23 protein-coding genes and 1 tRNA gene are annotated in these 26,484 nt (G+C 68.0%); 15 read left to right on the top strand and 9 right to left on the bottom strand.

Features of this window, described 5'->3' with window-relative positions; all coding sequences use genetic code 11:
* Positions 1-47 precede the first annotated feature (47 nt).
* Both C7416_RS10455 and glnK read left to right on the top strand, forming a co-directional pair.
* Positions 48-2,096 (top strand): NAD(+) synthase, encoded by a 2,049-nt coding sequence (locus C7416_RS10455; protein WP_111518842.1) that lies wholly within the window; start codon positions 48-50, stop codon positions 2,094-2,096.
* A 247-nt stretch (positions 2,097-2,343) separates the two neighbouring features.
* Positions 2,344-2,682, top strand: a complete 339-nt coding sequence (glnK, locus tag C7416_RS10460) for a P-II family nitrogen regulator (protein ID WP_006162803.1) — start codon at positions 2,344-2,346, stop codon at positions 2,680-2,682.
* A gap of 73 nt (positions 2,683-2,755) precedes the next feature.
* Here the strand turns inward: glnK and C7416_RS10465 are convergent, their stop codons facing one another.
* The 3 genes from C7416_RS10465 to trxB all read right to left on the bottom strand — a co-directional run bounded on the left by C7416_RS10465 (position 2,756) and on the right by trxB (position 5,176).
* A complete protein-coding gene (locus tag C7416_RS10465) occupies positions 2,756-3,397 on the bottom strand; it encodes a trimeric intracellular cation channel family protein (RefSeq protein WP_111518844.1) in 642 nt (213 codons plus the stop codon).
* A gap of 12 nt (positions 3,398-3,409) precedes the next feature.
* The gene (locus tag C7416_RS10470) at positions 3,410-4,084 is read right to left on the bottom strand and encodes a Smr/MutS family protein (protein WP_092308121.1); all 675 of its coding nucleotides are present in this window, start codon (positions 4,082-4,084) and stop codon (positions 3,410-3,412) included.
* A gap of 126 nt (positions 4,085-4,210) precedes the next feature.
* Positions 4,211-5,176 (bottom strand): thioredoxin-disulfide reductase, encoded by a 966-nt coding sequence (gene trxB, locus C7416_RS10475; RefSeq protein WP_111519057.1) that lies wholly within the window; start codon positions 5,174-5,176, stop codon positions 4,211-4,213.
* Between the two features lie 234 nt (positions 5,177-5,410).
* Between trxB and C7416_RS10480 the strand changes: the two genes are divergently transcribed.
* On the top strand, positions 5,411-7,747 hold the full coding sequence (locus tag C7416_RS10480) for a DNA translocase FtsK (RefSeq protein WP_111518846.1): 2,337 nt from the start codon (positions 5,411-5,413) through the stop codon (positions 7,745-7,747).
* A 49-nt stretch (positions 7,748-7,796) separates the two neighbouring features.
* Here C7416_RS10480 and C7416_RS10485 read toward each other — a convergent pair whose 3' ends face one another.
* Positions 7,797-8,264 (bottom strand): hypothetical protein, encoded by a 468-nt coding sequence (locus C7416_RS10485; RefSeq protein WP_111518848.1) that lies wholly within the window; start codon positions 8,262-8,264, stop codon positions 7,797-7,799.
* A 339-nt stretch (positions 8,265-8,603) separates the two neighbouring features.
* On the opposite strand from C7416_RS10485, the gene lolA reads away from it, so the two are divergent.
* Positions 8,604-9,239, top strand: a complete 636-nt coding sequence (gene lolA / locus C7416_RS10490) for an outer membrane lipoprotein chaperone LolA (RefSeq protein ID WP_012352052.1) — start codon at positions 8,604-8,606, stop codon at positions 9,237-9,239.
* An 8-nt stretch (positions 9,240-9,247) separates the two neighbouring features.
* On the top strand, positions 9,248-9,685 hold the full coding sequence (locus C7416_RS10495) for a hypothetical protein (RefSeq protein ID WP_111518850.1): 438 nt from the start codon (positions 9,248-9,250) through the stop codon (positions 9,683-9,685).
* Between the two features lie 49 nt (positions 9,686-9,734).
* Here the strand turns inward: C7416_RS10495 and C7416_RS10500 are convergent, their stop codons facing one another.
* Positions 9,735-10,835 (bottom strand): NAD(P)-dependent alcohol dehydrogenase, encoded by a 1,101-nt coding sequence (locus C7416_RS10500; protein ID WP_111518852.1) that lies wholly within the window; start codon positions 10,833-10,835, stop codon positions 9,735-9,737.
* 245 nt (positions 10,836-11,080) lie between these two features.
* On the opposite strand from C7416_RS10500, the gene C7416_RS10505 reads away from it, so the two are divergent.
* Entirely contained in the window at positions 11,081-11,434 is a 354-nt protein-coding gene (locus C7416_RS10505; RefSeq protein ID WP_111518854.1) for a hypothetical protein, read from the top strand.
* Positions 11,435-11,618: 184 nt separating this feature from the next.
* Positions 11,619-12,656, top strand: coding sequence for a Fe(3+) ABC transporter substrate-binding protein (locus tag C7416_RS10510; protein ID WP_111518856.1), 1,038 nt, complete (start codon positions 11,619-11,621; stop codon positions 12,654-12,656).
* A gap of 96 nt (positions 12,657-12,752) precedes the next feature.
* Here the strand turns inward: C7416_RS10510 and C7416_RS10515 are convergent, their stop codons facing one another.
* A complete protein-coding gene (locus C7416_RS10515; protein WP_111518858.1) occupies positions 12,753-13,424 on the bottom strand; it encodes a hypothetical protein in 672 nt (223 codons plus the stop codon).
* Positions 13,425-13,529: 105 nt separating this feature from the next.
* Positions 13,530-15,173 (bottom strand): ABC transporter permease, encoded by a 1,644-nt coding sequence (locus C7416_RS10520; RefSeq protein WP_111518860.1) that lies wholly within the window; start codon positions 15,171-15,173, stop codon positions 13,530-13,532.
* Between the two features lie 153 nt (positions 15,174-15,326).
* Here C7416_RS10520 and C7416_RS10525 point away from each other — a divergent pair, with 153 nt between their 5' ends.
* The 6 genes from C7416_RS10525 to C7416_RS10550 all read left to right on the top strand — a co-directional run bounded on the left by C7416_RS10525 (position 15,327) and on the right by C7416_RS10550 (position 21,708).
* Complete coding sequence (locus C7416_RS10525) at positions 15,327-16,460, top strand: ABC transporter ATP-binding protein (protein WP_111518862.1); 1,134 nt, start codon at positions 15,327-15,329, stop codon at positions 16,458-16,460.
* A 64-nt stretch (positions 16,461-16,524) separates the two neighbouring features.
* Entirely contained in the window at positions 16,525-17,907 is a 1,383-nt protein-coding gene (locus tag C7416_RS10530) for a replication-associated recombination protein A (protein ID WP_111518864.1), read from the top strand.
* A 75-nt stretch (positions 17,908-17,982) separates the two neighbouring features.
* Positions 17,983-19,287, top strand: a complete 1,305-nt coding sequence (serS, locus tag C7416_RS10535; protein WP_111518866.1) for a serine--tRNA ligase — start codon at positions 17,983-17,985, stop codon at positions 19,285-19,287.
* Between the two features lie 101 nt (positions 19,288-19,388).
* A tRNA-Ser gene (locus C7416_RS10540) sits at positions 19,389-19,478 on the top strand.
* Positions 19,479-19,676: 198 nt separating this feature from the next.
* A complete protein-coding gene (locus tag C7416_RS10545) occupies positions 19,677-20,585 on the top strand; it encodes a DUF1653 domain-containing protein (RefSeq protein WP_181461197.1) in 909 nt (302 codons plus the stop codon).
* Positions 20,578-21,708, top strand: coding sequence for a phosphatase PAP2 family protein (locus tag C7416_RS10550; RefSeq protein ID WP_116327991.1), 1,131 nt, complete (start codon positions 20,578-20,580; stop codon positions 21,706-21,708). The genes C7416_RS10545 and C7416_RS10550 overlap by 8 nt, the downstream gene beginning before the upstream one ends.
* Here C7416_RS10550 and paeA read toward each other — a convergent pair.
* Positions 21,590-22,909: a polyamine export protein PaeA gene (gene paeA / locus C7416_RS10555; RefSeq protein ID WP_111518870.1), complete on the bottom strand. Its 1,320-nt coding sequence runs from the start codon at positions 22,907-22,909 to the stop codon at positions 21,590-21,592. The two genes, C7416_RS10550 and paeA, sit on opposite strands and share 119 nt — an antisense overlap.
* A gap of 83 nt (positions 22,910-22,992) precedes the next feature.
* Positions 22,993-23,958, bottom strand: coding sequence for a LysR family transcriptional regulator (locus C7416_RS10560; protein WP_111518872.1), 966 nt, complete (start codon positions 23,956-23,958; stop codon positions 22,993-22,995).
* A gap of 157 nt (positions 23,959-24,115) precedes the next feature.
* Here C7416_RS10560 and C7416_RS10565 point away from each other — a divergent pair, with 157 nt between their 5' ends.
* Together C7416_RS10565 and C7416_RS10570 are read left to right on the top strand one after the other, a co-directional pair.
* On the top strand, positions 24,116-25,399 hold the full coding sequence (locus C7416_RS10565; RefSeq protein ID WP_111518874.1) for a D-amino acid dehydrogenase: 1,284 nt from the start codon (positions 24,116-24,118) through the stop codon (positions 25,397-25,399).
* Positions 25,400-25,504: 105 nt separating this feature from the next.
* Positions 25,505-26,416 (top strand): glutamate/aspartate ABC transporter substrate-binding protein, encoded by a 912-nt coding sequence (locus C7416_RS10570; RefSeq protein ID WP_111519058.1) that lies wholly within the window; start codon positions 25,505-25,507, stop codon positions 26,414-26,416.
* Positions 26,417-26,484: the final 68 nt, after the last annotated feature.

Below are 26,484 nucleotides of genomic sequence, written 5' to 3' on the forward strand. Positions count from 1 at the left end.
GGCTGGTCCAACGGGCCGCCGCACGACTCCCATCACCAAGGCCCGATATGAAAAACCTGTTTTTCAACCTGTATTCGCACGGCTTTGCGCGCGTCGCGGTGGGCGTGCCGGTCTGCCGCGTGGCCGACCCTGCCTTCAACGCCAACGAGACCATTGCCCTGGCGACGCAGGCGGCGCAGCGCGGTGCCGTGCTGGTCGCGTTCCCGGAGCTGGGGCTGTCCGCCTACACCTGCGACGACCTGTTCCACCAGCGCGCGCTGCTGGATGCCTGCCAGGCGGCGCTGGCCACCATCGTCGAGGCCTCGCGCAAGCTGCCCGCGGCACTGGTGGTGGGCATGCCGTTGCGGGTCGAGCACCAGCTGTTCAACTGCGCCGTGGTGGTGGCGCGTGGACGCATCCAGGGCGTGGTACCCAAGACCTACCTGCCCAACTACTGGGAGTTCTACGAGGCGCGCCAGTTCAGCGCCGCCGACAACGCCGCGGTCGATTCGATCGAGCTGCTGGGCCAGCAGGTGCCGTTCGGCGCCGGCCTGCTGTTCGACATCGAGGACATCCCCGACTTCCGCTTCCACGCCGAAATCTGCGAAGACGTGTGGGTGCCGATCCCGCCGTCGTCGTTCGCGGCGCTGGCCGGGGCCACGGTGCTGGTCAACCTGTCGGCATCGAATATCGTGGTGGGCAAGTCGGGCTACCGGCACCAGCTGGTGTCGCAGCAGTCGGCGCGCTGCCTGGCGGCGTATCTGTACACCTCGGCCGGCAAGGGCGAGTCGTCCACCGACCTGGCCTGGGACGGCCAGGCGCTGATCTGCGAGAACGGCGAGCTGCTGGCCGAGTCCGAGCGCTTTGCCGATACCTCGCACCTGCTGTTCGCCGATATCGACGTCGAGCGGCTGTCGCGCGAGCGCATGCACCAGGTCACCTTCGGCCACTCGGTGCGGCGGCACAAGGCCGAGGTGGACCGGTTCCGCGTGGTCCGCTTCCCGCTCGACCTGACGCTGGAAAAGTCGCTGCCGCTGGAGCGCAACGTGGCGCGCTTCCCGTACGTGCCGGCCGATCCGCGCCAGCGCGACGAACGCTGCATGGAGGTCTACAACATCCAGGTGCAGGCGCTGGTGCAGCGGCTGTCGGCGAGCAAGATCAGCAAGGTGGTGATCGGCGTCTCGGGCGGACTCGATTCCACCCATGCGCTGCTGGTCTGTGCGAAGGCAATGGACCGGCTGGGCCTGCCGCGCGCCAATATCCTCGCGTACACCATGCCCGGCTTTGCCACCAGCGGCCGCACGCTGCAGCAGGCGCGCCAGCTGATGCAGGTGGTGGGCTGCAGCGCGACCGAGATCGATATCCGGCCGTCGTGCCTGGCAATGCTGAAGGACCTGGGCCACCCCTATGCCGCCGGCGAGAAGGTCTACGACGTGACCTTCGAGAACGTGCAGGCGGGCGAGCGCACCAACCACCTGTTCCGGCTGGCCAACTACAACCATGCCATCGTGATCGGCACCGGCGACCTGAGCGAGCTGGCGCTTGGCTGGTGCACCTATGGCGTGGGCGATCACATGTCGCACTACAACGTCAATGCCAGCGTGCCCAAGACGCTGATCTCGCACCTGGTGCGCTGGGTCGCCGAGACCGGGCAGGTGGGCGAGGGCGGCACCGACGTGCTGCTGGCCGTGCTCGACACCGACATCAGCCCCGAGCTGATTCCCGGCGACAGCAACCACGGCCCCGAGCAGAAGACCGAGAGCACCATCGGCCCGTACGAACTGCAGGACTTCAATCTCTACTACACGCTGCGCTTTGGCTTTGCCCCGTCCAAGATCGCCTTCCTGGCGCAGCATGCCTGGGGCGACCGCGAGCGCGGCATCTGGCCCAACGGCCCGCACGTGGTGCGCAACCAGTACGGCCTGCCCGACATCAAGCGCAACCTGGCGATCTTCCTGGACCGCTTCTTCCGCACCAGCCAGTTCAAGCGCTCGTGCGTGCCGAATGCGCCCAAGGTCGGCTCGGGTGGCTCGCTGTCGCCGCGCGGCGACTGGCGCGCGCCCAGCGACTCGGAGTCGGTGGTGTGGCTGGCCGATCTGGAGAAAGTGCCGGACTAAGCGCGGGGCCCGGTTGCCGTAGCGCTGGAGTGCCGGTCTATGCACAGGTTCTCCAGTGGCTTTCCACAGGTTTATCCACAGGCGCAGACGGCCCCCGGATGCGCGCCAGCCCACGCAACCGCCGCGCCGGCTGTGGCGCTGGCGGAAATGCAAGCGCGCAAGGGCTGTTAAAATGCCCTCCGGAGATCGCCGCGTCCGCGGCGATGCGCCGCCAGGCGCGTGAACAAACGATAAACAGGGGCCAGTCATGAAGCAGATTACCGCCATCATCAAACCGTTCAAGCTCGACGAGGTGCGTGAAGCCCTGGCTGACGTCGGCGTGACCGGGCTGACGGTGACCGAAGTAAAGGGATTTGGCCGCCAGAAAGGGCATACCGAGCTGTACCGCGGCGCCGAGTACGTGGTCGACTTCCTGCCCAAGATCAAGATCGAAGTGGTGGTGGCCGAGAACCAGCTCGATACCGTGCTGGACGCCATCGTCAAGGCCGCCCACACCGGCAAGATCGGCGACGGCAAGATCTTCGTCACCGAGATCGAGCGCGTGATCCGCATCCGCACCGGCGAGCAGGACGAAGCCGCGGTCTGAGTCATCGTCCGGCTCAAGCGACACGCCGCCCTGCAGGGCGGCGTTTTCATTGGTGGTACGCCCCGGCCGACGCTCAGCTGGGCAGCTTCCAGCCATAGCGCACCGATGCCAGGCGCATGGCGATGATCGCCAGCGCGCCGGTCAGCAGCGCTGCCTCCTGCTGCACCTCGGCCCAGGTCAGGCCGATATAGATCCAGCAGCCGATGAACGAGCAGGTGGCGTAGGGCGAGCGGTCGCGCAGGATCATCGGCACTTCATTGCACAGCACGTCACGCACCACGCCGCCGAACACGGCCGAGATGATGCCCATCATGACCGCCACGGTCGGCGTCATCTGGGCCACCAGCGCCAGCGAGGCGCCGGTCACCGAGAACAGCCCCAGCCCGATGGCGTCGGCCACGATCATGGCCCGGTCCGAGGCCACCCGGCTGACCACGCGCAGCACGAACGACGCGCCGAACGACATCGCGAAGATCAGCAGCACATAGCCTTCATGGTCGACCCAGTAGAACGGGCGCCGGTCGAGCAGCACGTCGCGCACGGTGCCGCCGCCGAAGGCGGTGGCAAAGGCCACCACGAAGGTGCCGACCACGTCCAGGCGCTGCTTGCGTGCGTCGACCACCCCCGAGACCGCGAAGGCGAGCACGCCGATCACCTCCATGATGTGGAGGATCAGGGGCAGCCGCCCCATCAGCAACTCGAGCGGAACGTGCATCCGGGCGCGGCGTCAGGCGCGCGGCTGGCGCAACAGCACCATCAGCGCGCCGGCGCCGCCTTCGGCCTCGCGCGCCTGCACGAAGGCCAGCACTTCTTCTTTCTGCACCAGCCAGCTGCGCACCTTGCCCTTGAGCACCGGCAGCTTGTCAGGCGAGCCCAGGCCCTTGCCGTGGATCACGCGCACGCAGCGCACGCCGTTGCGCACCGAGCGGCGCAGGAACTCGGCCAGCGCCTCGCGCGCCTCGTCGCTGCGCAGCCCGTGCAGGTCGACCTTGTCCTGCGGCACCCATTCGCCGCGGCGCAGCTTGCGCACTACGTCCATGCCGATGCCGGGCCGTCGGAACGACAGCGTCTCGTCGGTCTCGAGCAGGCTTTCGACATCGAACTCGTCCGACAGCGACGCCTGCAGCACCGCCTGGTCGTTGCGCTGCGACTGCACCGGCACGGGCGCGGGCTTGCTGGGGGGATGGTGGGCGCGGTTGCGGTCGCGCAACTGGCTGACCTGGCCCACGCTGGTGCGGAACACATCGGCTTCGGCGCGGGCGCGCTCGGCCGCCTGCTCGGCGGCGAGGCGCTCGGCTTCGCGGCGCTCGGTATCGGCCTTGAGGGTGTCGCGCAGCCTGGCAAGGTCATTCAGGCCGAGGCGTTGGGGCGGTCGGTCGGGTTTGCGGGCGCCGTGCGTCATTGAAAAAAATCTCCGGAGGCTCGGCGCCGATTATATCGACTGGTGGGGCGACTGGCGGGGCCGCGGGCGGGACCGCGCCCGTGTGACGCGCCGGCGGCGGTGATGAGCCGCCGGCGGAGGGGTTGCTTACTTCAGGGCTTCGACGAAGCGCTGCGCGTCCAGCGCGGCCATGCAGCCGGTGCCGGCGCTGGTGATGGCCTGGCGGTAGACGTGGTCCTGCACATCGCCGGCGGCGAACACGCCCGGCACGCTGGTGGCGGTGGCATCGCCCTGCAGTCCCGACTTGGTCACCAGGTAGCCGTTTTCCATGGCCAGCTGGCCGGTGAACAGGTCGGTGTTGGGCTTGTGGCCGATGGCGATGAAGACGCCGGCCAGCTTCAGGTCTTCGGTCTGGCCGGTCTTGGTGCCGCGCACGCGGATGCCGGTCACGCCGGACTCGTCGCCCAGCACTTCGTCCAGCACGCTGTCGTAGCGGATCACCACGCGGCCTTCCTTCTCGCGCTGCAGCAGGCGGTCGACCAGGATCGGCTCGGCGCGGAAGCTGTCGCGGCGGTGGATCACGGTGACCTTGCTGGCGATATGCGACAGGTACAGCGCTTCTTCGACGGCGGTATTGCCGCCGCCGACCACGGCCACTTCCTGGTTCTTGTAGAAGAAGCCGTCGCAGGTGGCGCAGGCCGACACGCCGCGGCCCATGAACGATTCTTCCGACGGCAGGCCCAGGTACTGGGCCGAGGCGCCGGTGGCGATGATCAGCGCGTCGCAGGTGTACTCGCCGGCGTCGCCGATCAGCGTGAAGGGTCGGGCCGGCTGGCCGTGCTCGTCGACCAGCTTGGCGGTGTGGATGTGATCGAAGATGATTTCGGTCTTGAATTCCTCGGCATGCGCCAGCAGGCGCTGCATCAGTTCGGGACCCTGCACGCCCTTGGCATCGCCCGGCCAGTTCTCGACGTCGGTGGTGGTCATCAGCTGGCCGCCCTGGGCCAGGCCGGTGATCAGCACCGGTTCCAGGTTGGCGCGGGCCGCGTAGACCGCGGCGGTGTAGCCGGCGGGACCGGAACCGAGAATCAGCACTTTTGCGTGTTTTGCCATGATGCGTTCCTGTGGCCGGTGCGGCATGGTGCTCACCGGCATTGCTCGAAAGCGACATTATAAGAGGAGCCGCATTTGCTCACTGTTGCAAATTCCAATGGGTGCGATAGTCTCGGGCCACGTTAAAATGGCCGCCACGATGCCTGTCCGTCACCCGGCGAACGAACCCCGGCCGCCGGCGGCATCGGTCCGAAACCGATCCGGAATCCCCTAACACGCGAGTTTCAACCAGGCATGGCCCGAGCTACCACGACCACCCGCACCGATCCCTCAGCCTTGCCATCCCGCATCGGCAAACTGCTGGGCGAGGTCCGCTGGTTCCTGTTGCTGGCCGTCACGCTCGGTTTCCTGTGCGTGCTGGCCAGCTACAGCAAGACCGATCCGGGCTGGTCGCATGCCAACCAGGTCGCCGACATCCATAACCTGGGCGGCCGCGTCGGCGCCTGGGTGGCGGATGTGCTGTTCTTCATCTTCGGCTTCTCCGCCTACTGGCTGGCGGTGCTGCTGGTGCGCCGCTGCTGGCGCGGCTGGCGCACGCTGACCGCCGAGCTGCCCGAGCGCACCGACCACAGCCTGCACCGACAGGGCGTCACCGTCAGCTGGATCGGCTTCGTGCTGACGCTGTTCTCCAGCATGGGCCTGGAGGCGATCCGCATGTACCCGCTGCGCGCCGCGCTGCCGCGCGCGCCCGGCGGGGTGCTGGGCGACCTGCTCGGGGGCTGGCTGCAGGTGGCGCTGGGCTTTACCGGCGCGACCCTGCTGCTGTTGCTGCTGCTGGCGATCGGGCTGTCGCTGTTCTTCCATTTCTCGTGGCTGAGCGTGGCCGAGCAGATCGGCGGCTTTGTCGAGACCCTGTTCCTGGGCTTCAAGGCCCGCCGCGAGAGCAAGCAGGACCGCATCATCGGCGAGGCCGCCAAGACCGAGCGCAAGGAAACCGTCGAGGTGCAGCGCGTGCGCATCGAAGAGGCGGCGCCGGTGCAGATCGTGCGCCCGCAGGCGGTGCCCAAGCACGAGCGCGTCGAGCGCGAGAAGCAGCAGCCGCTGTTCGCCGATATCCAGGATTCGGACCTGCCGCCGCTGTCGCTGCTGGACCCGATCCCGCCGCACCAGGAGACCGTCAGCGCCGAGACGCTGGAGTTCACTTCGCGCCTGATTGAGAAAAAGCTCAAGGACTTCGGCGTCGAGGTCAAGGTGGTGGCGGCCTACCCGGGCCCGGTCATCACTCGTTACGAGATCGAGCCCGCCACCGGGGTCAAGGGCAGCCAGGTGGTGAACCTGGCGCGCGACCTGGCGCGTTCGCTGTCGCTGGTGTCGATCCGCGTGGTCGAGACCATCCCCGGCAAGAATTACATGGGGCTGGAGCTGCCCAACCCCAAGCGCCAGACCGTGCGCCTGTCGGAAATCCTGGGCTCGCAGGTCTACAACGAGAGCGCGTCCAGCTTGACCATGGCGCTGGGCAAGGACATTGCCGGCAAGCCGATGGTGGCCGACCTGGCGCGCATGCCGCACTGCATGGTGGCCGGCACCACCGGCTCGGGCAAGTCGGTGGGCATCAACGCGATGATCCTGTCGCTGCTGTACAAGGCCAAGCCCGAAAGCGTGCGCCTGATCCTGATCGACCCGAAGATGCTTGAAATGAGCGTCTACGAGGGCATCCCGCACCTGCTGTGCCCGGTGGTGACCGACATGCGCCAGGCCGGCAACGCGCTGAACTGGGCCGTCGGCGAGATGGAGCGCCGCTACAAGCTGATGAGCAAGCTGGGCGTGCGCAACCTGGCCGGCTACAACAAGAAGATCGACGAGGCCGCGGCGAAGGAAGAGAAGATCCCGAACCCGTTCAGCCTGACCCCCGACGCACCGGAACCGCTGGAAAAGCTGCCCACCATCGTCATCGTCATCGACGAGCTGGCCGACCTGATGATGGTGGTCGGCAAGAAGGTGGAAGAACTGATCGCCCGCATCGCGCAGAAGGCGCGCGCCGCCGGCCTGCACCTGGTGCTGGCCACGCAGCGCCCGTCGGTGGACGTGATCACCGGCCTGATCAAGGCTAACGTGCCGACCCGGATCGCGTTCCAGGTCAGCAGCAAGATCGACTCGCGCACCATCCTCGACCAGCAGGGCGCCGAAACCCTGCTGGGCATGGGCGACATGCTCTACCTTGCGCCCGGCACCGGCCTGCCGGTGCGCGTGCACGGCGCCTTTGTCTCGGACGACGAAGTCCACCGGGTGGTGGAAAAGCTCAAGGAATCCGGCGAGGCCAACTACATCGAGGGCATCCTCGAAGGTGGTCTGACCGATGACGGCGGCGGTGGCGACGGCTTTGGCGGCGGCGCCGGCATCGGCGGTGGTGGCGGCGAAGCCGATCCGCTGTACGATCAGGCGGTCGAGGTGGTGCTGAAGAACCGGCGCGCGTCGATCTCGCTGGTGCAGCGCCACCTGCGCATCGGCTACAACCGCGCCGCGCGGCTGCTCGAGGACATGGAGAAGGCCGGGCTGGTCTCGGCCATGTCGGGCAACGGCAACCGCGACATCCTGGTGCAGGGTGGCGGCGCCGCGCGGGATGATGAGTGACTAGCAGCGGCGGGCATCCCGGCTAGCCGTAGATTGCCGAGCCTGTATGCTAGCGGCGCTTGAGCACCAAATCGAGCTTCGCGTTGATGTTCTCGAGCTTCGCATTGACGTTGTCGACCTTCGCGTTGACGCTCCCTAATTTGGCGTTGACGTTTTCAAACTCCTTTTCGACCCGCACCTCCAGGCGGTCGATGCGTGCATCGACAGCATCGAGGCGACCCGTGAGGCGGCGATCCATCTCCGTTATCCCGGAGGCGAGCGGACCAGTGGCCTTGTCGATCTTGTCCTGGGTGCTCTCATTCAGCCACGACATCACGGAAAAGACGAACGCTACCCCGGCCAGAATGCCCGTGACTACCATGGCAGGATTTACTGGCTTGGCAGCGTTCTTTTCCTGCCGGGCTTCGAGTTCAATCCTGACCTGGCGCGTGGCGATCCTCTTCATCTCGTCGCGGTCAAGGCGCCGGGCGTCGTGCCGGAATGGCTGACGCCCGGCCGTAGGTTTGGTGGTGGTCATATTGCCGGCCCAGTGTGTTTGGCCGCCTCCCGGCGAAGCAACAGGCAAGAGGCAGCGTGGCGAGTGCTCTACGTGCATGCTTGGCATTGTCTTCCACGGCAGGTAAGGATGTGTTTCGTCTCGATACGAATTTCGCCTGACTCGCCCCTTTACCGCAAATTGCGAGTTTTCGTGCCCGAACCGGCGCAGTTCGCGCACCATCTGCCGTAATATCCGGTTACCCGCGGCGCGGAATCCCGCACCAGTTGCCTGCTCTAACCAGACGTTGACCATACAGCGCGCTGCCAGAGCAGGCGCCGCACCGTGGCAACGCATTCGATAACAACCAGGATCCAGATCATGCGCAACCGCATCCTCGTGTCGGCCTGCGCCGCGCTGGCGATGTTCGCCATGCAGGCGCCGGCCCATGCCGCCGCCACCGACCAGTTGCAAAGCTTCGTGACCGGCGTGAAGAGCGCGCGCGGTGAATTCACGCAGCGCCAGGTCAAGGGGCAGGGCGCCAACGTCAAGGTGACCGGCACGTCCAGCGGCACTTTCGTGTTCTCGCGCCCGGGCAAGTTCACCTGGCGCTATACCAAGCCCTACGAGCAGCTGCTGCAGGCCGATGGGCAGACCCTGTACATCTATGACAAGGACCTGAACCAGGTCACCGAGCGCAAGCTCGACGGCGCGCTGGGCTCCAGCCCGGCAGCGATCCTGTTCGGCAGCAACGACCTCGACAAGAACTTCGTGGTCAGGAACGGGCCGACGCGCGATGGCGTGGAATGGCTGGAGCTGACGCCCAAGGCCAAGGATACGCAGTTCGAGCGCATCGGCATCGGCTTCAAGGCCGGCAATCTCGAGGCGATGGAGCTGCGCGACGCGTTCGGCAACACCACGCTGCTGACCTTCACCGGCATGCAGAAGAACCCGCCGCTGGCGGCCGATGCGTTCCGGTTCACGGTGCCCAAGGGCGCCGACGTGATGAAGCAATGAGGGCCGCCATGATCGATGCGCACGAAGGGTCGGCAGGATCGGGCAGCACGTATCGTCGCGGTGGCGCTGCGTTGCTCGCCAGCGCTGGTGTGCTCGCGCTGGCGGCGTGCGCCAGCAGCGGCGGTGGCGCCAGCAAGTTCGATGTCGATGCCTTCCTGCGCGCGCCGGACTCGGCGTTGCCCGAAGTGGTTGGCAATCCGGCCTTCCTCGCGGCGACCCGCGTGCCCGCCAACGAATGCGCGGTGATGCTGCAATCGACCAGCACCGGCGTGCTGGAAGACCTGCCGCCGAGCAGCAACGCGCGCGGCCCGGCCTGGCTGCTGCATCCGAAGGACAAGCCCGGCCAGGTATGGCTGGTGGTAAGCGAGGCCGGCGGCGAACGTACCTGCCACGGCCCGCTGCCCGCCGACGCGATGAAGACCCTGGCCAACCGCGCCAGAGGCTGAGCCGGACGCGAGCCGGCGCTGGCTGCGGCTCAGTGCGGCTCAGTGCGGTTCAGTGCGGCTTGATGGCGATCTTCAGCACGCCGTCGCGCTGGTTGGCGAACAGATCGTACGCCGCGACGATATCCTCCAGCGGGTAGTGGTGGGTCACCAGCAGGCCCAGGTCGACGCGGCCCGACTCGATCACGTTGACCAGCCGGCGCATGCGTTCCTTGCCGCCGGGGCACAGCGCCGTGTTGATCTTGTGGTCGCCCAGGCCGGCGGCAAACGCCGACAGCGGGATGGTCAGGTCGCTGGAATACACCCCCAGGCTGGACAGCGTGCCGCCGGGCTTGAGCACGCGCAGCGCCTGCTCGAACGTCGCCTGGGTGCCGAGCGCCTCGATCGAGGCATCGACGCCGCGGCCGCCGGTCAGCTTCATGATTTCATCCACCACGTCGCAGTTGCGGAAATTCAGCACGACGTCCGCGCCCATCTTGCGCGCGATCTCGAGCCGGTGGTCGTTGCCGTCGATGGCGATGATGGTGGTCGCGCCGCAGAGCCGGGCACCGGCGGTCGCGCACAGGCCGATCGGTCCCTGCGCGAACACCGCGACGGTGTCGCCGATGCGGATGTTGGCATTCTCCGCACCCTTGAAGCCCGTCGACATGATGTCGGGGCACATCAGCACCTGCTCGTCGGTGAGCCCGTCGGGGATCGGCGCGAGGTTGGCCTGCGCATCGGGCACCAGCACATATTCCGCCTGCGTGCCGTCGATCAGGTTGCCGAAGCGCCAGCCCGCGGTGGCCTTGTAGCCATGGCAGCCGCACAGCCCCTGCGGCACCAGGTAGCTGCCGTCCTGCGAGGCCACGCCATCCTGCGCCGCGTAGGAATTGAAGTTGGGGCAGATCGCGCCGGCAATGACGCGCTGGCCTTCACGGTAGCCGGCCACCGCGCTGCCCAGCTTCTCGATCACGCCGACCGGCTCGTGGCCCACCGTCAGGCCCCGGGCGACCGGGTATTCACCCTTGAGGATATGCACGTCGGTGCCACAGATCGTGGTGGTGGTGATGCGGACCAGCGCATCGTTGGGGCCGACATCGGGGATGGGCTTGTCGGCCAGTTCGATCCGGCCGGGCTCGACAAAGATGGCGGCTTTCATCATTGCGGTCATGCATTTCTCCCAGTGAGTACGGTGGGGCGAATGGGCCCGGCCATCGCCGGGCCTGCCTGATTCCTTGATAACACCCATCGGTTATAGGCTGGTTTATCCAGGTCAAGCGCGGACCAGACAGCGCAAACGTCGTCGCCGCGCCAATCCGGCAAAAGTTTCAGATCCGAGTAAAAAGAAACTGAACCCCATGCGGCGCCATGTGTCCCAGAATCCTCTGACTCGCCAACCCAGACAGGAGCCTCCCAATGATTACGATGCTTGCCATGATGCGCAGCCGGACCCATCAACTGCTGTGGCTGGCCGCGGGCGGCGCGTTGCTGGCCGGCTGCGCGGCCGCCCCGGCTGAGCCAGGGGCGCCGACACCGGCGCCGGGCCCGCAAGGTGCGCTCGGCACGCCGGCGGGCTGCGCGGCCGACAAGCTGGCCGACGACGCACTGGTCGGCAAGCCCGAGGCCGAAGCCATCGGCCTGCTGCAAGGCTGCACGTGGCGACTGGGCGAACGCGACGGCCAGCAGTTCCCCGGCACCATGGACTACAACCCGCAGCGGCGCACGCTGGGGATCAACGCCGGCAAGGTGGTGTGGGTGCGGCGCGGCTGAGGCCGCGTTCATGCCGGTGTTGACTGGTCATCTTGACCCGGCGCAAGCGCCGCCCAACATGACAGAAATGTAATTTGACCGCCTGAACAAGAATCAATATTGTTTTCCGCTAACCGGAATCCAAACACCGGGCGGCCTTGGGGGTGCCCGGCGGCTGCCCAAACCATGCTGGGGAGCCAACCGCGTGAAAACCACCATCCGAACCTTGCTGCCGCGCGCCGCGGCACTGGCCCTGCTGACGCTGCCGCTTGCCGCGGCGGCCCAGGAAAAGGTGCTCAACCTCTACACCGCGCGGCATTACCAGACCGACGAGGCGCTGTACGCCAACTTCACCAAGCAGACCGGCATCAAGATCAACCGCATCGAAGGCCAGGAAGATCCGCTGCTGGAGCGCATTCGCAACGAAGGCGCCAACAGCCCGGCGGACGTGTTCATCACGGTGGATATCGGGCGCCTGTGGCGCGCCCAGCAAGCCGGCGTGTTCGCGCCGGTGAAGTCGAAGGTGCTGGAGTCGCGCATCCCGGCCAACTACCGCGATCCCAATGGCGAGTGGTTCGGCTTCTCGGCACGCGGCCGCGTGATCGCCTACAACAAGGCCGCGGTCAAGGCCGGCGACATTGCCAACTATGAAGACCTGGCCGATCCCAAGTGGAAGGGCAAGGTCTGCACGCGTTCCAGCGGCCATGTCTACAACCTGTCGCTGATCTCCAGCCTGATCGCCCACGACGGCGAGGCCCGCACCGAGCAATGGGCGCGCGGCGTGGCCGCCAACCTGGCCCGCGTGCCCAAGGGCGGTGACACCGACCAGCTGAAGGCGGTTGCCGCGGGCGAGTGCGACGTGGCCATCGCCAACACCTACTACATCGCGCGCCTGCTGAAGTCGGCCAAGCCCGAAGACAAGGCCGTGGCCGAAAAGCTGGGCGTGGTGTGGCCCAACCAGTCGAGCCAGGGCGTGCACATGAACGTCTCCGGCGGCGGCATGCTCAAGCACGCGCCGAACAAGGAAGCGGCGGTCAAGTTCCTGGAATACCTGGCCAGCGACGAGGCGCAGCGCTACTTTGCCGACGGCAACAACGAATGGCCGGTGGTGAAGGGCGTGAAGGTCAGCAACCCCGTGCTCGAAGCCCTGGGCGAGTTCAAGTCCGATGCCATCAACGTGGCCGAGCTGGGCAAGTACCAGCCGCAGGCGCAGAAGCTGGTGGATCGGGCGGGGTTCAAGTAAAGCCGAAGGATGGCTTGACTCTGGTTTTCTCCCTTTCCCGCGCGGGAGAGGGAGAAAACAAGCGATCGCCAAGTTGTCGGCAGTCAGACCTTGCTGTCACAGCAAGAACCGCTTGTTCCCCGTCACCTGCGTCGGTTCAACCTTGCGGAACGTCAGCTTGACGCTGCTGTTGAGCCGCCGCCCTGCCTGCCGCCGCACCAGCGCGCGATGCAGCAGCCCCTTGTGGCCGACCGTGCCTTCGGCATAGGGCTGGTCCGAGGTCGAGCCCAGCGCCATTGCCGCCAGCGCCTGGTTGCGCTCCGCGGCGCTCTTCTCCAGCAGCTTGTCCAGCGCCATGCGCGCCCGCACCTGTGCCGCCAGCGCGGTATCGCCCGGGTTGGCGCGGGCGCGCTCGGCATCCCATGGCAGTTGCACCTTGCCGGCCAGCCGGCGCAGTGCGGCGCGCAGTTCGGCGCCGTCCATGCGGGTCTCCTGCATGATCCATACGGCATCGTGGCGCACCGCCGCCTCGGCATCGGCCATGCGGCGCACCAGCGCCGGCTGCAGCGCGGGCGCGGAAAATTGCCGCGCGCGGCGGACCGCATTGAGGGCGATGCGGCGTACCTGCGGGTTGGCATGGTCGAACAGGTCGTCGATCACGCGCGCGGCGGTGTCGGCCGACCCGATCATCTCGGCCAGCTGTCCGGCCAGCGAGACTTCTTCCACGCCGCTCAGCTTGGTGCGGCTGAGCCGGTTCAACTTGAACAGCAGGATGTGATATCGCAGCATAGGCTCTTGCGCGGCGGGCATGCCGCGGGTCGCGCCCGGGCGGATGCCGGGCCATAAGAGGCTATCGGCGCCAGGCGCGCGCGACTTTAGCGCGACCGTTGCGGCTCAGCGCTGCGCCTGCCGCCGGATCGTGCGCGACAGCACGATCACCGGCAGCAGCCCGACCGCGACGATCACCAGCGAGGCGGTGGCGGCCTCGGTCAGCCGCTCGTCGGCGGCCAGGTTGTAGGCCTGCACCGCCAGCGTGTCGAAATTGAACGGCCGCATCACGAAAGTCGCCGGCAATTCCTTCATCACGTCGACAAAGACGATCAGCGCGGCGGTCAGCAGGCTGCCGCGCAGCATCGGCAAATGCACGCGCCGCAGCGTGGCGCCGGGACCGTGGCCCAGGCTGCGCGCGGCGGCGTCCATGCTGGGTGTGATCTTGCCCAGCCCGGCATTGACGGTCTGCAATGCCACCCCCAGGAAGCGCACCAGCAGCGCATAGACCAGCGCCGCGATGCCGCCGGTCAGCAGCAGCCCCACCGAGACCCCGAACTGCTGCTGCAGCCAGGCCGACAGCGCATTGTCCAGCCGCGCCACCGGCACCAGCACCCCCACCGCGATGACCGAGCCCGGCAGCGCATAGCCCATGCCGCAAATCCGGGTCAGTCCGCGCATCAGCCAGCTGCGCTTGCCGTTGACCGCGCGCGCGGCATAGCCCACCGCCAGCGCGACCGCCACCGCCGCCAGCGCGGTGGCGCTGGCCAGCAGGAAGCTGTTGCGCACCAGGCCGACAAAGCGCGGGCCGAACTGAGCGTCGCCATCGGTAAACGCCATGCGGCACAGCATCAGCGCTGGCACCACGAAGCCCAGCAGCACCGGCACCAGGCATACCGCCAGCGCCAGCCAGCCGCGTGCGCCGTCGAGGGTCCAGGCCGCGGCGCGGCGCTGGTTGCCGAACACCTGCGCGCGGCCGCGGCTGGCGCGCTCCATCAGCAGGATCGCGGCGACGAACAGCAGCATGCAGGCCGACAGCTGCGCCGCGGCGTTCTTGTCGCCCAGCGAGAACCAGGCGCGGTAGATGCCGGTGGAGAAAGTCGGGATGGCGAAATAGGCGACGGTGCCAAAGTCCGCCAGCGTTTCCATCATCGCCAGCGCGGTACCAGCGACGATGCCCGGGCGAGCCAGCGGCAGCACCACGCGCCAGAGCCGGCTCCAGGCGCCATGGCCGAGCAGGCGCGCGGCCTCGAGCGTGTTCTGGGTCTGCTGCAGGAAGGCGGCGCGCGCGGTCAGGTAGACGTACGGGTACAGCACCAGCGAGAACAGTGCGATCGCGCCGCCGAGCGAGCGGATCTCCGGAAACCAGTATTCGCGCGCGCGCCAGCCGGTCAGCTCGCGCAGCCAGCCCTGCACCGGTCCGGCGAACTGCAGCGCGTCGGTGTAGGCGTAGGCGATCACATAGGCCGGCATCGCCATCGGCAGCACCAGCGCCCATTCCATCACGCCGTGGCCGGGGAAGCGGCAGGTCGAGACCAGCCACGCGGTGGTCACGCCAAGCAGCAGCACGCCCGCGGCGACGCCGCACAGCAGCCAGACGGTATTGAGCACGTATTCGGCCAGCACCGTGTCGATCAGGTGGCGCCAGGTGTCGCCGGCGGGCAGCAGCACGGCCGAGGCGATCACCAGCACCGGCACGGCAATCAGCAGCGCCATCGCCACGGTGGCCAGGGTCAGGGGATGGAAGCGGCGGCGGCTGGACAGGAGCATGCGCGGAAACGGTGAGCAAAGTGCCGCCCGCCGGACCTGTGCCTGGCGGCGCGGTGTGCGGGCTGACGCATTCTAGCAATGCCGGCGGCGTCGGCGTGTCGGGCGAGGCCGGGACCCCGGCCGCACGGGCCGGCACGTCCCTATAATGCGCACATGCGAACCGATTCCTATTCACGCCTGCCAGGCACCCAGGCCCGCACCCGGCCGGCTACCCGTGCCGATGCTCCGGATGCGGCCGTGCCCGCTCCGGCTGTCATCGAGGTGGAGCGTATCCGTCACGCTTTCGGCCGCCATGCCGTGGTCAAGGGCCTGTCTTTCTCGGTGGCGCGCGGCCATATCGCCTGCCTGCTGGGGCCCAGCGGCTGCGGCAAGACCACGGTGCTGCGCGCGATCGCGGGCTTCGAGCCGCTGCAGGACGGACGCATCGTGCTGGACGGGCAGACCGTGTCGTCGTCGGGCACGCTGCTGGCGCCGGAGCAACGCCGCATCGGCATGGTGTTCCAGGACTACGCGCTGTTTCCGCACCTGGACGTGGCGGCCAATGTCGGCTTCGGCCTGATCCGCGCCAGCCGGGCCGAGCGCGCGGCGCGGGTCGACGAGGTGTTGCAGCTGGTGGGCCTGGACGGCGCCGGCCGCCAGTACCCGCATGAACTGTCCGGCGGCCAGCAGCAGCGCGTGGCGCTGGCACGCGCGCTGGCGCCGCGCCCGGAACTGCTGCTGCTCGACGAGCCGTTCTCCAACCTCGACGTGGACCTGCGCGAACGCCTGAGCCTGGAAGTGCGCGCGATCCTCAAGGCGCAGGGCACCACCGCCATCCTGGTCACGCACGACCAGTACGAAGCCTTTGCCATGGCCGACGAGATCGGCGTGATGCACGACGGCGTGATCGAGCAATGGGGCAGCGCGCACGACCTGTACCACCGCCCGGCCTCGCGCTTCGTCGCCGGCTTTATCGGCCAGGGCGTGCTGATGGCCGGGCGCATGCATGATGCCGCGCAGATCGAACTGGAACTGGGCCTGCTGCGCCCGGCCGTGCCATTGGACTTGGCGGCCGGCGCGGCGGTCGACGTGCTGGTGCGCCCCGACGACATCATCCACGACGACGCCAGCCCGATGCGCGCCGAGGTCGTGCACAAGGCCTTCCGCGGCGCCGAGATCCTGTACACGCTGCGCCTGGCCAGCGGCGGGCGCGTGCTGGCGCTGGTGCCCTCGCACCACAACCACGCCGTGGGCGAGCGCATCGGCATCCGCGTCGAGATCGAGGACGTGGTGGCGTTCGCCGCCTGAGCGCGCGCCGCCGATGGTCTACACTGTGGCGTTCTGCATCTTGCCCTGACAGGGCCTGACTACCGTGGCGGACACGCTGTTTTCCGAATCTCCCGACCGTTCCCGGCAACCGCTGGCGGAGCGCCTGCGCCCGCGCACCATCGACGAGGTGATCGGCCAGCAGCACCTGCTCGGCGCGGGCAAGCCGCTGCGCGTGGCGTTCGAGTCGGGCGAGCCGCATTCGATGATCCTGTGGGGGCCGCCAGGGGTGGGCAAGACCACGCTGGCGCGGCTGATGGCGGATGCGTTCGACGCGGAATTCATCGCGCTGTCGGCGGTGCTGTCGGGGGTCAAGGATATCCGCGAGGCGGTCGAGCGCGCCGAGCAGTTCCGCGCCCATGGCCGGCGCACGCTGGTGTTCGTCGACGAGGTGCACCGCTTCAACAAGAGCCAGCAGGACGCGTTCCTGCCGCACGTGGAAAGCGGGCTGTTCACCTTTATCGGCGCCACCACTGAGAACCCGTCGTTCGAGGTCAACGGCGCCTTGCTGTCGCGCGCGGCGGTCTACGTGCTCAAGAGCCTGGACGATGCCGAACTGACCCAGCTGGCGCTGCGCGCCTCCGAGGAGCTGGGGGGCATCAGCTGGCAGGACGAAGCGCTGCAGCTGATCGTCGCCTCGGCCGATGGCGACGGACGCAAGCTGCTGAACAACATCGAGATCGTCGCGCGCGCCGCGCGCAATGCCGGCGCCGCGCAGATCGATACCGCGCTGCTGGGCAGTGCGCTGTCCGAGAACCTGCGTCGCTTCGACAAGGGCGGCGATGCCTTCTACGACCAGATCAGCGCGCTGCACAAGTCGGTGCGCGGCTCGGACCCCGACGCCGCGCTGTACTGGTTCTGCCGCATGATCGACGGCGGCGCCGACCCGCGCTACCTGGCGCGCCGCATCGTGCGCATGGCGTGGGAGGATATCGGCCTGGCCGATCCGCGCGCCGCGCGCATCACGCTGGACGCGGCCGAGACCTACGAGCGGCTGGGCTCGCCCGAGGGCGAGCTGGCGCTGGGCCAGGCGCTGATCTACCTGGCGGTCGCACCCAAGTCCAATGCCGGCTACAACGCCTACAACGCCGCGCGCGCCTTCGTCGCCAAGGACAAGTCGCGCGCGGTGCCGGTGCACCTGCGCAACGCGCCGACCCGGCTGATGAAGGAGCTGGGCTACGGCCACGCCTACCGCTACGCGCACGACGAGCCCGAGGCCTATGCCGCCGGCGAGCATTACTTCCCGGATGACCTCAAGGCGCAGGGCTGGTACCAGCCGGTGCCGCGCGGGCTGGAAGGCAAGATTGCCGAGAAGCTGCGCCACCTGCGCGAGCTGGACCAGGCCTGGCATCGCGAACAGCGCGCCGCGAAGGCGAAGGATGGCGCGAAGGACGGCGCGAAGGGCGGCAAGTCAGGCGAACCGGTTTGACGGCTTGCTAACGGCTGTGCAGTAAAATGGCGGGTCCGCCGGCATGTCGCTGGCCCTGCACTCCACCTTAGCAACATGCTCGACATCCAGCTGTTCCGCAAAGACATCGACGCCGTGGCGCAACGCCTTGCCACGCGCGGCTTCCAACTCGACGTGGCGGCGTTCCAGGCACTCGAGGCCGAACGCAAGCAACTGCAGACCCAGACCGAGGAACTGCAGGCGCGCCGCAACAGCCTGTCCAAGCAGATCGGCATGCTCAAGGGCAAGGGCGAGGATGCCTCGGCCGTGATGGCGGAAGTGGGCGGCATCGGCGACACGCTCAAGGCCTCGGCGGCGCGGCTGGACGAGATCCAGGCGCACCTGGCCGAGCTGATGCTGTCGATCCCGAACCTGCCGCACGACAGCGTGCCGGTGGGCAACGACGAAACCCAGAACGTCGAGGTGCGCCGCGTCGGCGAGCCGCGCCAGTTCGACTTTGCCGTGCGCGACCACGTCGACGTGGGCGAAAAGCTGGGGCTGGATTTCGACACCGCGGTCAAGGTCACCGGTTCGCGCTTCTCGATGCTGCGCGGCGGCATGGCGCGCCTGCACCGCGCGCTGGTGCAGCTGATGCTCGACACCCATACGCACGAGCACGGCTACACCGAGATGTATGTGCCGTACATCGTCAATGCCGCGTCGATGCGCGGCACCGGCCAGCTGCCCAAGTTCGAGGAAGACCTGTTCAAGGTGCCGCGCAAGGTCGGCAGCGAGGAAGGCGAGCGCATCGAGAACTTCTACCTGATCCCCACCGCCGAGGTGCCGCTGACCAATATCGTGCGCGACGCCATCGTCGCCGGCGAGAAGCTGCCGCTGCGCTTCGTCGCGCATACGCCGTGCTTCCGCTCCGAAGCCGGTTCGTACGGCAAGGACACCCGCGGCATGATCCGCCAGCACCAGTTCGACAAGGTCGAGCTGGTCCAGGTGGTGCCCGCCGACCAGTCCTTCGACGCGCTCGAGCAGCTGACCGGCCACGCCGAGGCGATCCTGAAGAAGCTGGAACTGCCGTTCCGCACCATCGTGCTGTGCACCGGGGACATGGGCTTCGGCAGCACCAAGACCTACGACCTGGAAGTGTGGATTCCCGCGCAGAACACCTATCGCGAGATCAGCTCGTGCTCCAACATGGGCGATTTCCAGGCGCGCCGGATGCAGGCGCGCATGCGCACGGGGCAGGGCAAGCCGGAACTGGTGCACACGCTGAACGGCTCGGGCCTAGCCGTCGGCCGCACGCTGGTGGCGATCCTGGAAAACTACCAGAACGCCGACGGCTCGGTCACGGTGCCGGCCGCGCTGCAGCCGTACATGGGCGGCACCGCCCGCCTGGAGCCGGAACTGTAAGGCACGGCAATAAGGCGGCGAAAAAATCTGCCGCCAGCCTCTTGCATCGGCTGGCAGAGCGTGGCTATAATCTCGGTTTCGCCACACGGCAACAAGTTACCGGAGAGGTGGCAGAGTGGTCGAATGTACCTGACTCGAAATCAGGCGTACCGGCGACGGTACCGTGGGTTCGAATCCCACCCTCTCCGCCATACAAGAAGCTGACCGGCTCGACCACCGGCAGGCAACAACAGCGTAGTAAAACTCAGGCCGACGCCCACGAAAGTGCGCGTCGGTTTTGTTTTTTCCGCGGCCGGTTTTGTGGTGCGGCCACGCGCCGCCCCACGGCACCCGCCGGACGCGCCTGCGGGTGCACTATCATGGCGATCCGCAACGCAGGATGCCGCACCATGACCCAGCCCCCCGACAAAGCACGCGCCGCACAGGTCTTTCACGGCGATCCGTCCGAACTGCCGGCCGATCCCGACCTGGTCTACGGCATGCCGTACCGGCACTACAAGGGCGGCGCCTATGCGGCGGTAGGCATCGGCCGCTTCGAGGCCGACCTGGCGCCGGTGGTGGTCTACCGCGCCATGCGCGATCCGTCGCTACTGTGGGTGCGCCGCGCCGATGTGTTCAGCGAGCCGGTGGCGACGCCGCAGGGCGAGGTGCCGCGCTTCGCGCCCGACTGGCCCGCGGCGCTGGCCTGCCTGGATTTCCTGCCGCGCCAGGCGGTGCTCGACGTGCTGGCGCTGCACGATTCCCCCTACCGCCGCTACCACGACCGCCGCCATATCCTGGAAATGTTCGAGGCCGCCCATGCGCGCGGCGTGGTGCTGGACCGCGCGCAGGCGCTGGCGGTGCTGTGCCATGACGCGGTCTATGTGCCGGGCTGCGAGCACAACGAAGCCGCGTCGGCCGCCATGATCGAATCCGTTGCGCCAGGCGAAGCCCGCGCGGTGCTGGAGCGTGCCGCGCAGATCGTGCTCGATACGCGCGACCATCGACCCGGCTGCGCGGGCGCCGACACCGTGCTCGATCTCGATCTGCTCAGGCTGGCGGCGCCGCCGGACCGGTTCGACGCCCACAGCCTCGACGTCTTCGCCGAGAACCGCGCCTTGCTGGCCGCGCGCACCGGCTTGCAGGGCGATGCGCTGTGGGCCGAGTTCATGCGCCGCCGCGCGGCATTCCTGGGCCACCTGGCGCAGCGCCCGCGACTGTTCCTGACCGTGGCGTTCGCCGATTGCGAGGCCCCGGCCCGCGCCAATCTCGCCAGAATCGGCGGCAGCGCCGGCACCGCGGAGGCCTCCGGTGGCTGACGCGCCGGCGCGCGCGGGCACCCTGGTGCAGGCCTGGCTTACGCCGGGCACGGCGCTGGGGCTGCTTGCGTTGTTCGCGTTGGTGACGTTGCTGCTGCTGGGGCTGGTGCCGCTGCTGGTGGCGCTGTTGCGGCCCGTAGTGCGCTGGCTTGACCGCTGGCGCGTGTGGGGTGCCGGCGCGCTGTCGGCGCGCGTGGCGGCGCGGCCGCGGCGGCTGGACGCGCTTACGCTGCGCGTGCTCGAGCGTGACATGGCCGAGCTGTTGCTGGTGCTGCTGGCCGGCGCCGTGCTGCTGGCCTGCGGCAGCGCGTTGTTCTGGCTGGCCGGCGAGGTCGCGGAAAACGCGGACGTGGTGCGCCTCGACCAGCAGGTGTACGCGGCCCTGCGCGCCTTGCGCAGCGACTGGCTCGACCTGTCGATGGTGGCTGTGACCGAGCTCGGCGGCGGGCGCATTTCGGTGGCGGTGGGCGTGGCGGTGTTCGCATGGCTGTGCTGGCGCCGGGCCTGGATCGTGTCGCTGTACTGGGCGGCCGCGCTGCTCGGCGCGCGCGCCTGCGTGATGGCGCTCAAGCTGGGCATGGCGCGGGTGCGCCCGGCCAGCATCTACAGCGGCCTCGAGTCGTATTCCTTCCCCAGCGGCCACGCCACCAGCAGCATGGTCACCTACGGCTTCCTGGCCTTCCTGATGTGCCTGCGCCAGCCGCGGCGCGTGCGCATTCCGGTGCTGGCGCTGACCGTGGTGGCGGTGGCGGCGATCGGCGTGTCGCGGCTGTACCTGGGCATGCACTGGCTGTCCGACGTGGCCGCCGGCTATGCGCTCGGGCTGGCGTGGATCGCGCTGCTGGGCACGGCCTACCGCACGCTGCACGGGCCGGCGCCGCGGGGCTCGGTGGCGCCGTCGCGGCTCGGCGTGGTGGCCGCGGTGGCGGTGGTGGCGGCGTTCGGCTACGTCGCGTGGTTCCGGCTGCCGGACACGCTCGAGCGCTACCGACAGGCCGGCGCGGCTACGCTGGCGTCGCCGCCGCTTCCGCCTCGGGTGCTGGCGGCAGGCGCGACACCAGCAACTGGTCGATCTTGTGATGGTCGATGTCCAGCACTTCGAAGCGATAGCCCGCCACGGTGATCGACTCCGACTTCTTTGGGATGCGCTTGAGCGCATAGATCACCAGCCCGGCCGCGGTATCGACGTAATCCTCGCCGGGCAGGGTATCGAGTTCCAGCGCCTTCTTCAGGTCGACCAGCGGCGTCAGGCCATCGACCAGCCACGAGCTGTCGTCGCGCCGCACGATCTGCTCGTCTTCGCTCGAATAGAGGATGTCGCCCATCAGCGCGCCGACGATGTCGTCCAGCGTGACGATGCCCACCACCAGCCCGTATTCGTTCATGACCACGGCAAAGCTCTGGTGCATCTCGCGGAAGCGCGTCAGCGATTCGGACAGGGTCAGCGTATCGGGGATCACCAGCACGTTCTTGTCGTGGTAGCGGCCGATATTGCCCATCACCGCGGCGCTTTCATCGGCCAGCAGCAGTTGCAGGATGTCCTTGGAATCGATATAGCCCTGCACGTCGTCGAGGTCGTGCCCGCACACCGGGTATTGCGCGTGCGGCTGGTTGACCAGCTTGCGGCGCACGCTGTCGGCGGGCTCGTCCAGGCTCAGGTAGACCACCTCGTCGCGCGGCGTCATGATCGCGGTGATGCCCTTGAAGTCGAGCTCGAACACGTTCTCGATCAGATGCAGTTCATGCTTGTGCAGCACGCCGGCCTCGGCGCCGGCATCGACCATCGCGGCGATGTCCTCGGTGGTGATCTGGTCGACCGGCTTGGTCGGCAGGCGCAGCAGCCGCAGCATGGCATCGGCGGCGGCGTTGAAGACCCACACCAGCGGCCTGAGCACGCGCAGCAGCGTCAGCATCGGGTCGATCACCGCCAGCGCGCAGGCCTCGGGAAAGGTCATGGCGATGCGCTTGGGGATCAGGTCGGCGAACTGGATGAACAGCAGCGTCACGATCAGGAACGAGCCGATATTGGCGGCACGCTGCGCGTGCACCACCTGCATGTAGGGCGACAGCGCTTCGAGCAGCAGGTCGGACACATGCTTCTCGCCCAGGATACCGGCCAGGATGGCGACGCTGTTGACCCCGATCTGCACGATGGTGAAGAAGTTGCCGGGCTCTTCCTTGAGCAGCAGCACGCGCGTGGCGCGGCCGTCGCCGCGTTCGGACAGCACTTGCAGCTTGGTGCGGCGGGCAGCGGTCAGCGCGATCTCGGAGATCGAGAAAAAGGCGCTGACAAGGACGAGCAGGATCAGGGTCAGGACGAACATAGGCAGGATTGCGCTGGCAGGTTGTGCCTGCAGGCGGCTTGATGATGGTGCACGGCGCGCGCGGCTGTCAATCTGTGCTGCCGTCAGTCGCGGCGCCTGGCGGGGGCGGCATCGAAGCTTGCCGTCGGCGCTTCCAGCCGCTGTGGCAGCGTCGCCGCCAGCGCTTCGGCGGCCTGCGCGAACTGCGCGCGCAGATCGTCGGCCAGGCTCGAACCGGCGCGATGGCTGGCGCGCAGCATCTGGATCTCGAACGGCAGCACCGGCGCCACGTCATGCAGTGCCACGCGCTCCGCGCTGGCGCTGAGCGCGGTGTACTGGTCCAGCAGCGTCATGCCCAGGCCCGCGTCGACCAGCGCCAGCGCCAGCGAGTAGGTCTGCACTTCCAGCGTCGAGCGCGGCTCCAGCGCGTGCCGCGCCAGGGTCTGGCGCACCAGCAGGCCGAGCGAACTGTTGTCGTCATAGCCGATAAAGGGGCGTTCGATCAGCCGCTGCATCGGCACCACGCGACGGCGCCCGCCGGCGGGCAGGGGCTGCGCGCGCGGCACCGCCAGCAGCATGCGGCCGCTCGCCACGGGTTCGCTCGAGATGGCTTCGTGGCGGGGCGGGGCGAAGGCAAAGCCCAGGTCGATCTGGTTGGCCAGCAGCGCATCGACGATCTCGTCGGTATGGTGCGTCAGCACCTGCACCTGGGTGTCGGGGTGGCGCGCGCAGAAGCTGCGCACCGCCGGCACCAGCAGCGGGTTGGCCAGGCTCGGCGTGGCGGCCACGCGCAGCCGGCCGGCGCCCTTGTGGCGCAGGCTTTCCGAGACCCGGCGCACACGTTCGATCTCGCCATATAGCCTTTCGACATCCCCATACAGCGCGTTGGCCTCGGGCGTGGCCTGCAGCCGTCCGCGCACGCGCTCGAACAGCCGGAAGCCGAGCGAGGCCTCGGCATGCTGCAGCACGCGCGTGACCACCGGCTGCGACACGTGCAGCAGGCGCGCGGCCTCGCTGACGGTGCCGGTCAGCATCACGGCTCGGAACACTTCGATCTGGCGCAGGCGCATGGCATGTGGGGCGTTGTGGAAGGGCGTGGTGGAAAGGGCGTGGCAAGGCGGCGATCGGCCCCATAGCCTGAAGACATATTCTGGCACGTATTCGCATTGGGCAAGCCGGCGCGGTTGCACTACGCTCTGCCTGATGGATGCAAGCAAAGGAATGGCAATGCAGGTGGTGATCGTGGGCGCGGGCGTGGTGGGGATGACGACGGCATGGCGCCTGGCCGAGGACGGCCACCAGGTGACGGTGCTCGAGCGCCACGACGGGCCCGGCGAGGAAACCAGCTTTGCCAATGGCGGGCAGCTCAGCTACAGCTACGTGGCGCCGCTGGCTGGGCCGGGGGTGATGGCCAAGGTGCCGGGCTGGCTGCTGCGGCGCGATTCGCCGATGCGTTTCCGCCCGGCGGCGGACCCGGCGCAGTGGCGCTGGCTGGCCGCCTTCATGTCCGCCTGCAACGCCGCCACCAGCGAGGCGACCACGCGCAAGCTGCTGCGGCTGGGCTTTTATTCACGCGATCTGATGCAGGCCTTCGTGGCCCGGCACCAGCATGACGACGGCGGCGCCGGCTTTCATTTTGCGCGGCGCGGCAAGCTGGTGGTGCACCGCGACGCGGCGGCGTTCGATTCGGCGTGCCGGCTGCTGGACTACCAGGCCAGCCTGGGCTGCGAGCAGCAGGCGCTGGACCGCGATGCCTGCGTGGCGCTGGAACCGGCGCTGGCCGGCATCCGCGACGACATCGCCGGCGCCATCCATACCCCGAGCGAAGAGGTGGGCGACTGCCATCGCTTCTGCCTGTCGCTGGCACGCTTGCTGCAAGATGGCACGTACGCGGGGGTGTCGCTGCGTTTTGGCACCGTGGTGCAAGGGCTGGTGCAGCAGGGCGGGCGCGTCACCGGGGTGCGCACGCCGGCCGGGGTGGTGCCCGCCGACGTGGTGATCATGTCGGGCGGCATCGGCAGCGTGCCGCTGCTGCGTCCGCTCGGGGTACGGCCGATGCTGTGGCCGCTCAAGGGCTACAGCATCACGGTGCCGCTGGCCGGCGGCGCGCCCGCGCCACATATCAGCGTGACGGATTTTGCCAACAAGATCGTTTATGCCCGGATCGGCAATACACTGCGGGTGGCAGGCATGGCCGACCTGGTGCGCGGCGGCACTCACATCGACCCGGAACGGGTCGGCACGCTGGTGGCCCAGACCCGCGAGCTGTTTCCCGGCATCGTGCCGGAGCAGCCGCTGGCGCAGTTGCAGCCGTGGGCCGGACTGCGACCGGCCACGCCGGACGGCCTGCCGCTGGTGGGGCCGTCGCGGGTGTCGGGGCTGTGGCTCAACCTGGGCCACGGTGCGCTGGGGTTTACGCTGGCGATGGGCAGTGCCGGCCTGCTGGCCGACCGCCTGGCGGGGCGCCGTCCCGCCATCGACGCAGAAGATTTCGACGCCGCGCGCGCCTAGCGCCGAGGCCGAGCATGGGTTGTTGCCGTACCGGTAAGCCTGCAGTACCTGAAGCTGTCCATGAAACATGCCTCAATGACCAAGCCCCACTACAAGGAGCGCCACATGCAAACGCTGCACCCCCACCGATTTGCCACCCGCCGCGCACTTGCGGCAGCCACGCTGCTGCTCGCCGCCGGCGCCGCCCATGCCGCCGACGGCGACACGCTGAAGAAGATCAAGGACAGCGGTGTGATCTCGCTCGGCTACCGCGAATCGTCGATCCCGTTCTCGTACACCGACGGCAAGGAGGTCATGGGCTACTCGCACGAGATCCTGCTGCAGATCGTCGACAAGGTGAAGAGCGAGCTGAAGATGCCCAACCTGCAGGTGCGCCTGACGCCGATCACCTCGCAGAACCGCATCCCGCTGGTGCAGAACGGCACCATCGACATCGAATGCGGCAGCACCACCAACAACCTCGAGCGGCAGAAGCAGGTCGCATTCTCCAACAGCCTGTTCGTCTACGGCATCAAGATGCTGACCAAGAAGGATTCGGGCGTGAAGGAGTTTGCCGACCTGAAGGACCGCAACGTGGTCACCACGGCAGGCACCACCGGCGAGCGCCTGCTGGTCAAGATGAACGGCGAGAAGGCCATGAACATGAACCTGATCAGCACCAAGGACCACGGCCAGTCCTTCCTGATCCTGGAAACCGGCCGTGCCGCGGCGTTCGTGATGGACGAGCCGCTGCTGTACGGCGAGCGCACCAAGGCCAAGAACGCCGCCGACTGGGTGGTGGTGGGCGCCCCGCTGCAGACCGAGAACTACGCCTGCATGTTCCGCAAGGACGATCCCTCGTTCAAGAAGCTGGCCGACGGCGTGATCGCCGACCTGCAGACCAGCGGCCGCGCCGAGAAGCTGTACAACAAGTGGTTCATGGCACCGATCCCGCCGCGCGGCATCAACATGAACTACCCGCTGTCGGCCGACATGAAGGCGCTGTTCGCGGCGCCCAACGACAAGGCCTACCAGTAGGGCAGGGCAGGCCGCGGGAGCGGAACCGGGCCCCGCGGTTATTTAGCCATGATGAATCGATATTTAGC

It is taken from the genome of Cupriavidus phytorum (assembly GCF_003254285.1).
GTDB lineage: Bacteria > Pseudomonadota > Gammaproteobacteria > Burkholderiales > Burkholderiaceae > Cupriavidus > Cupriavidus phytorum.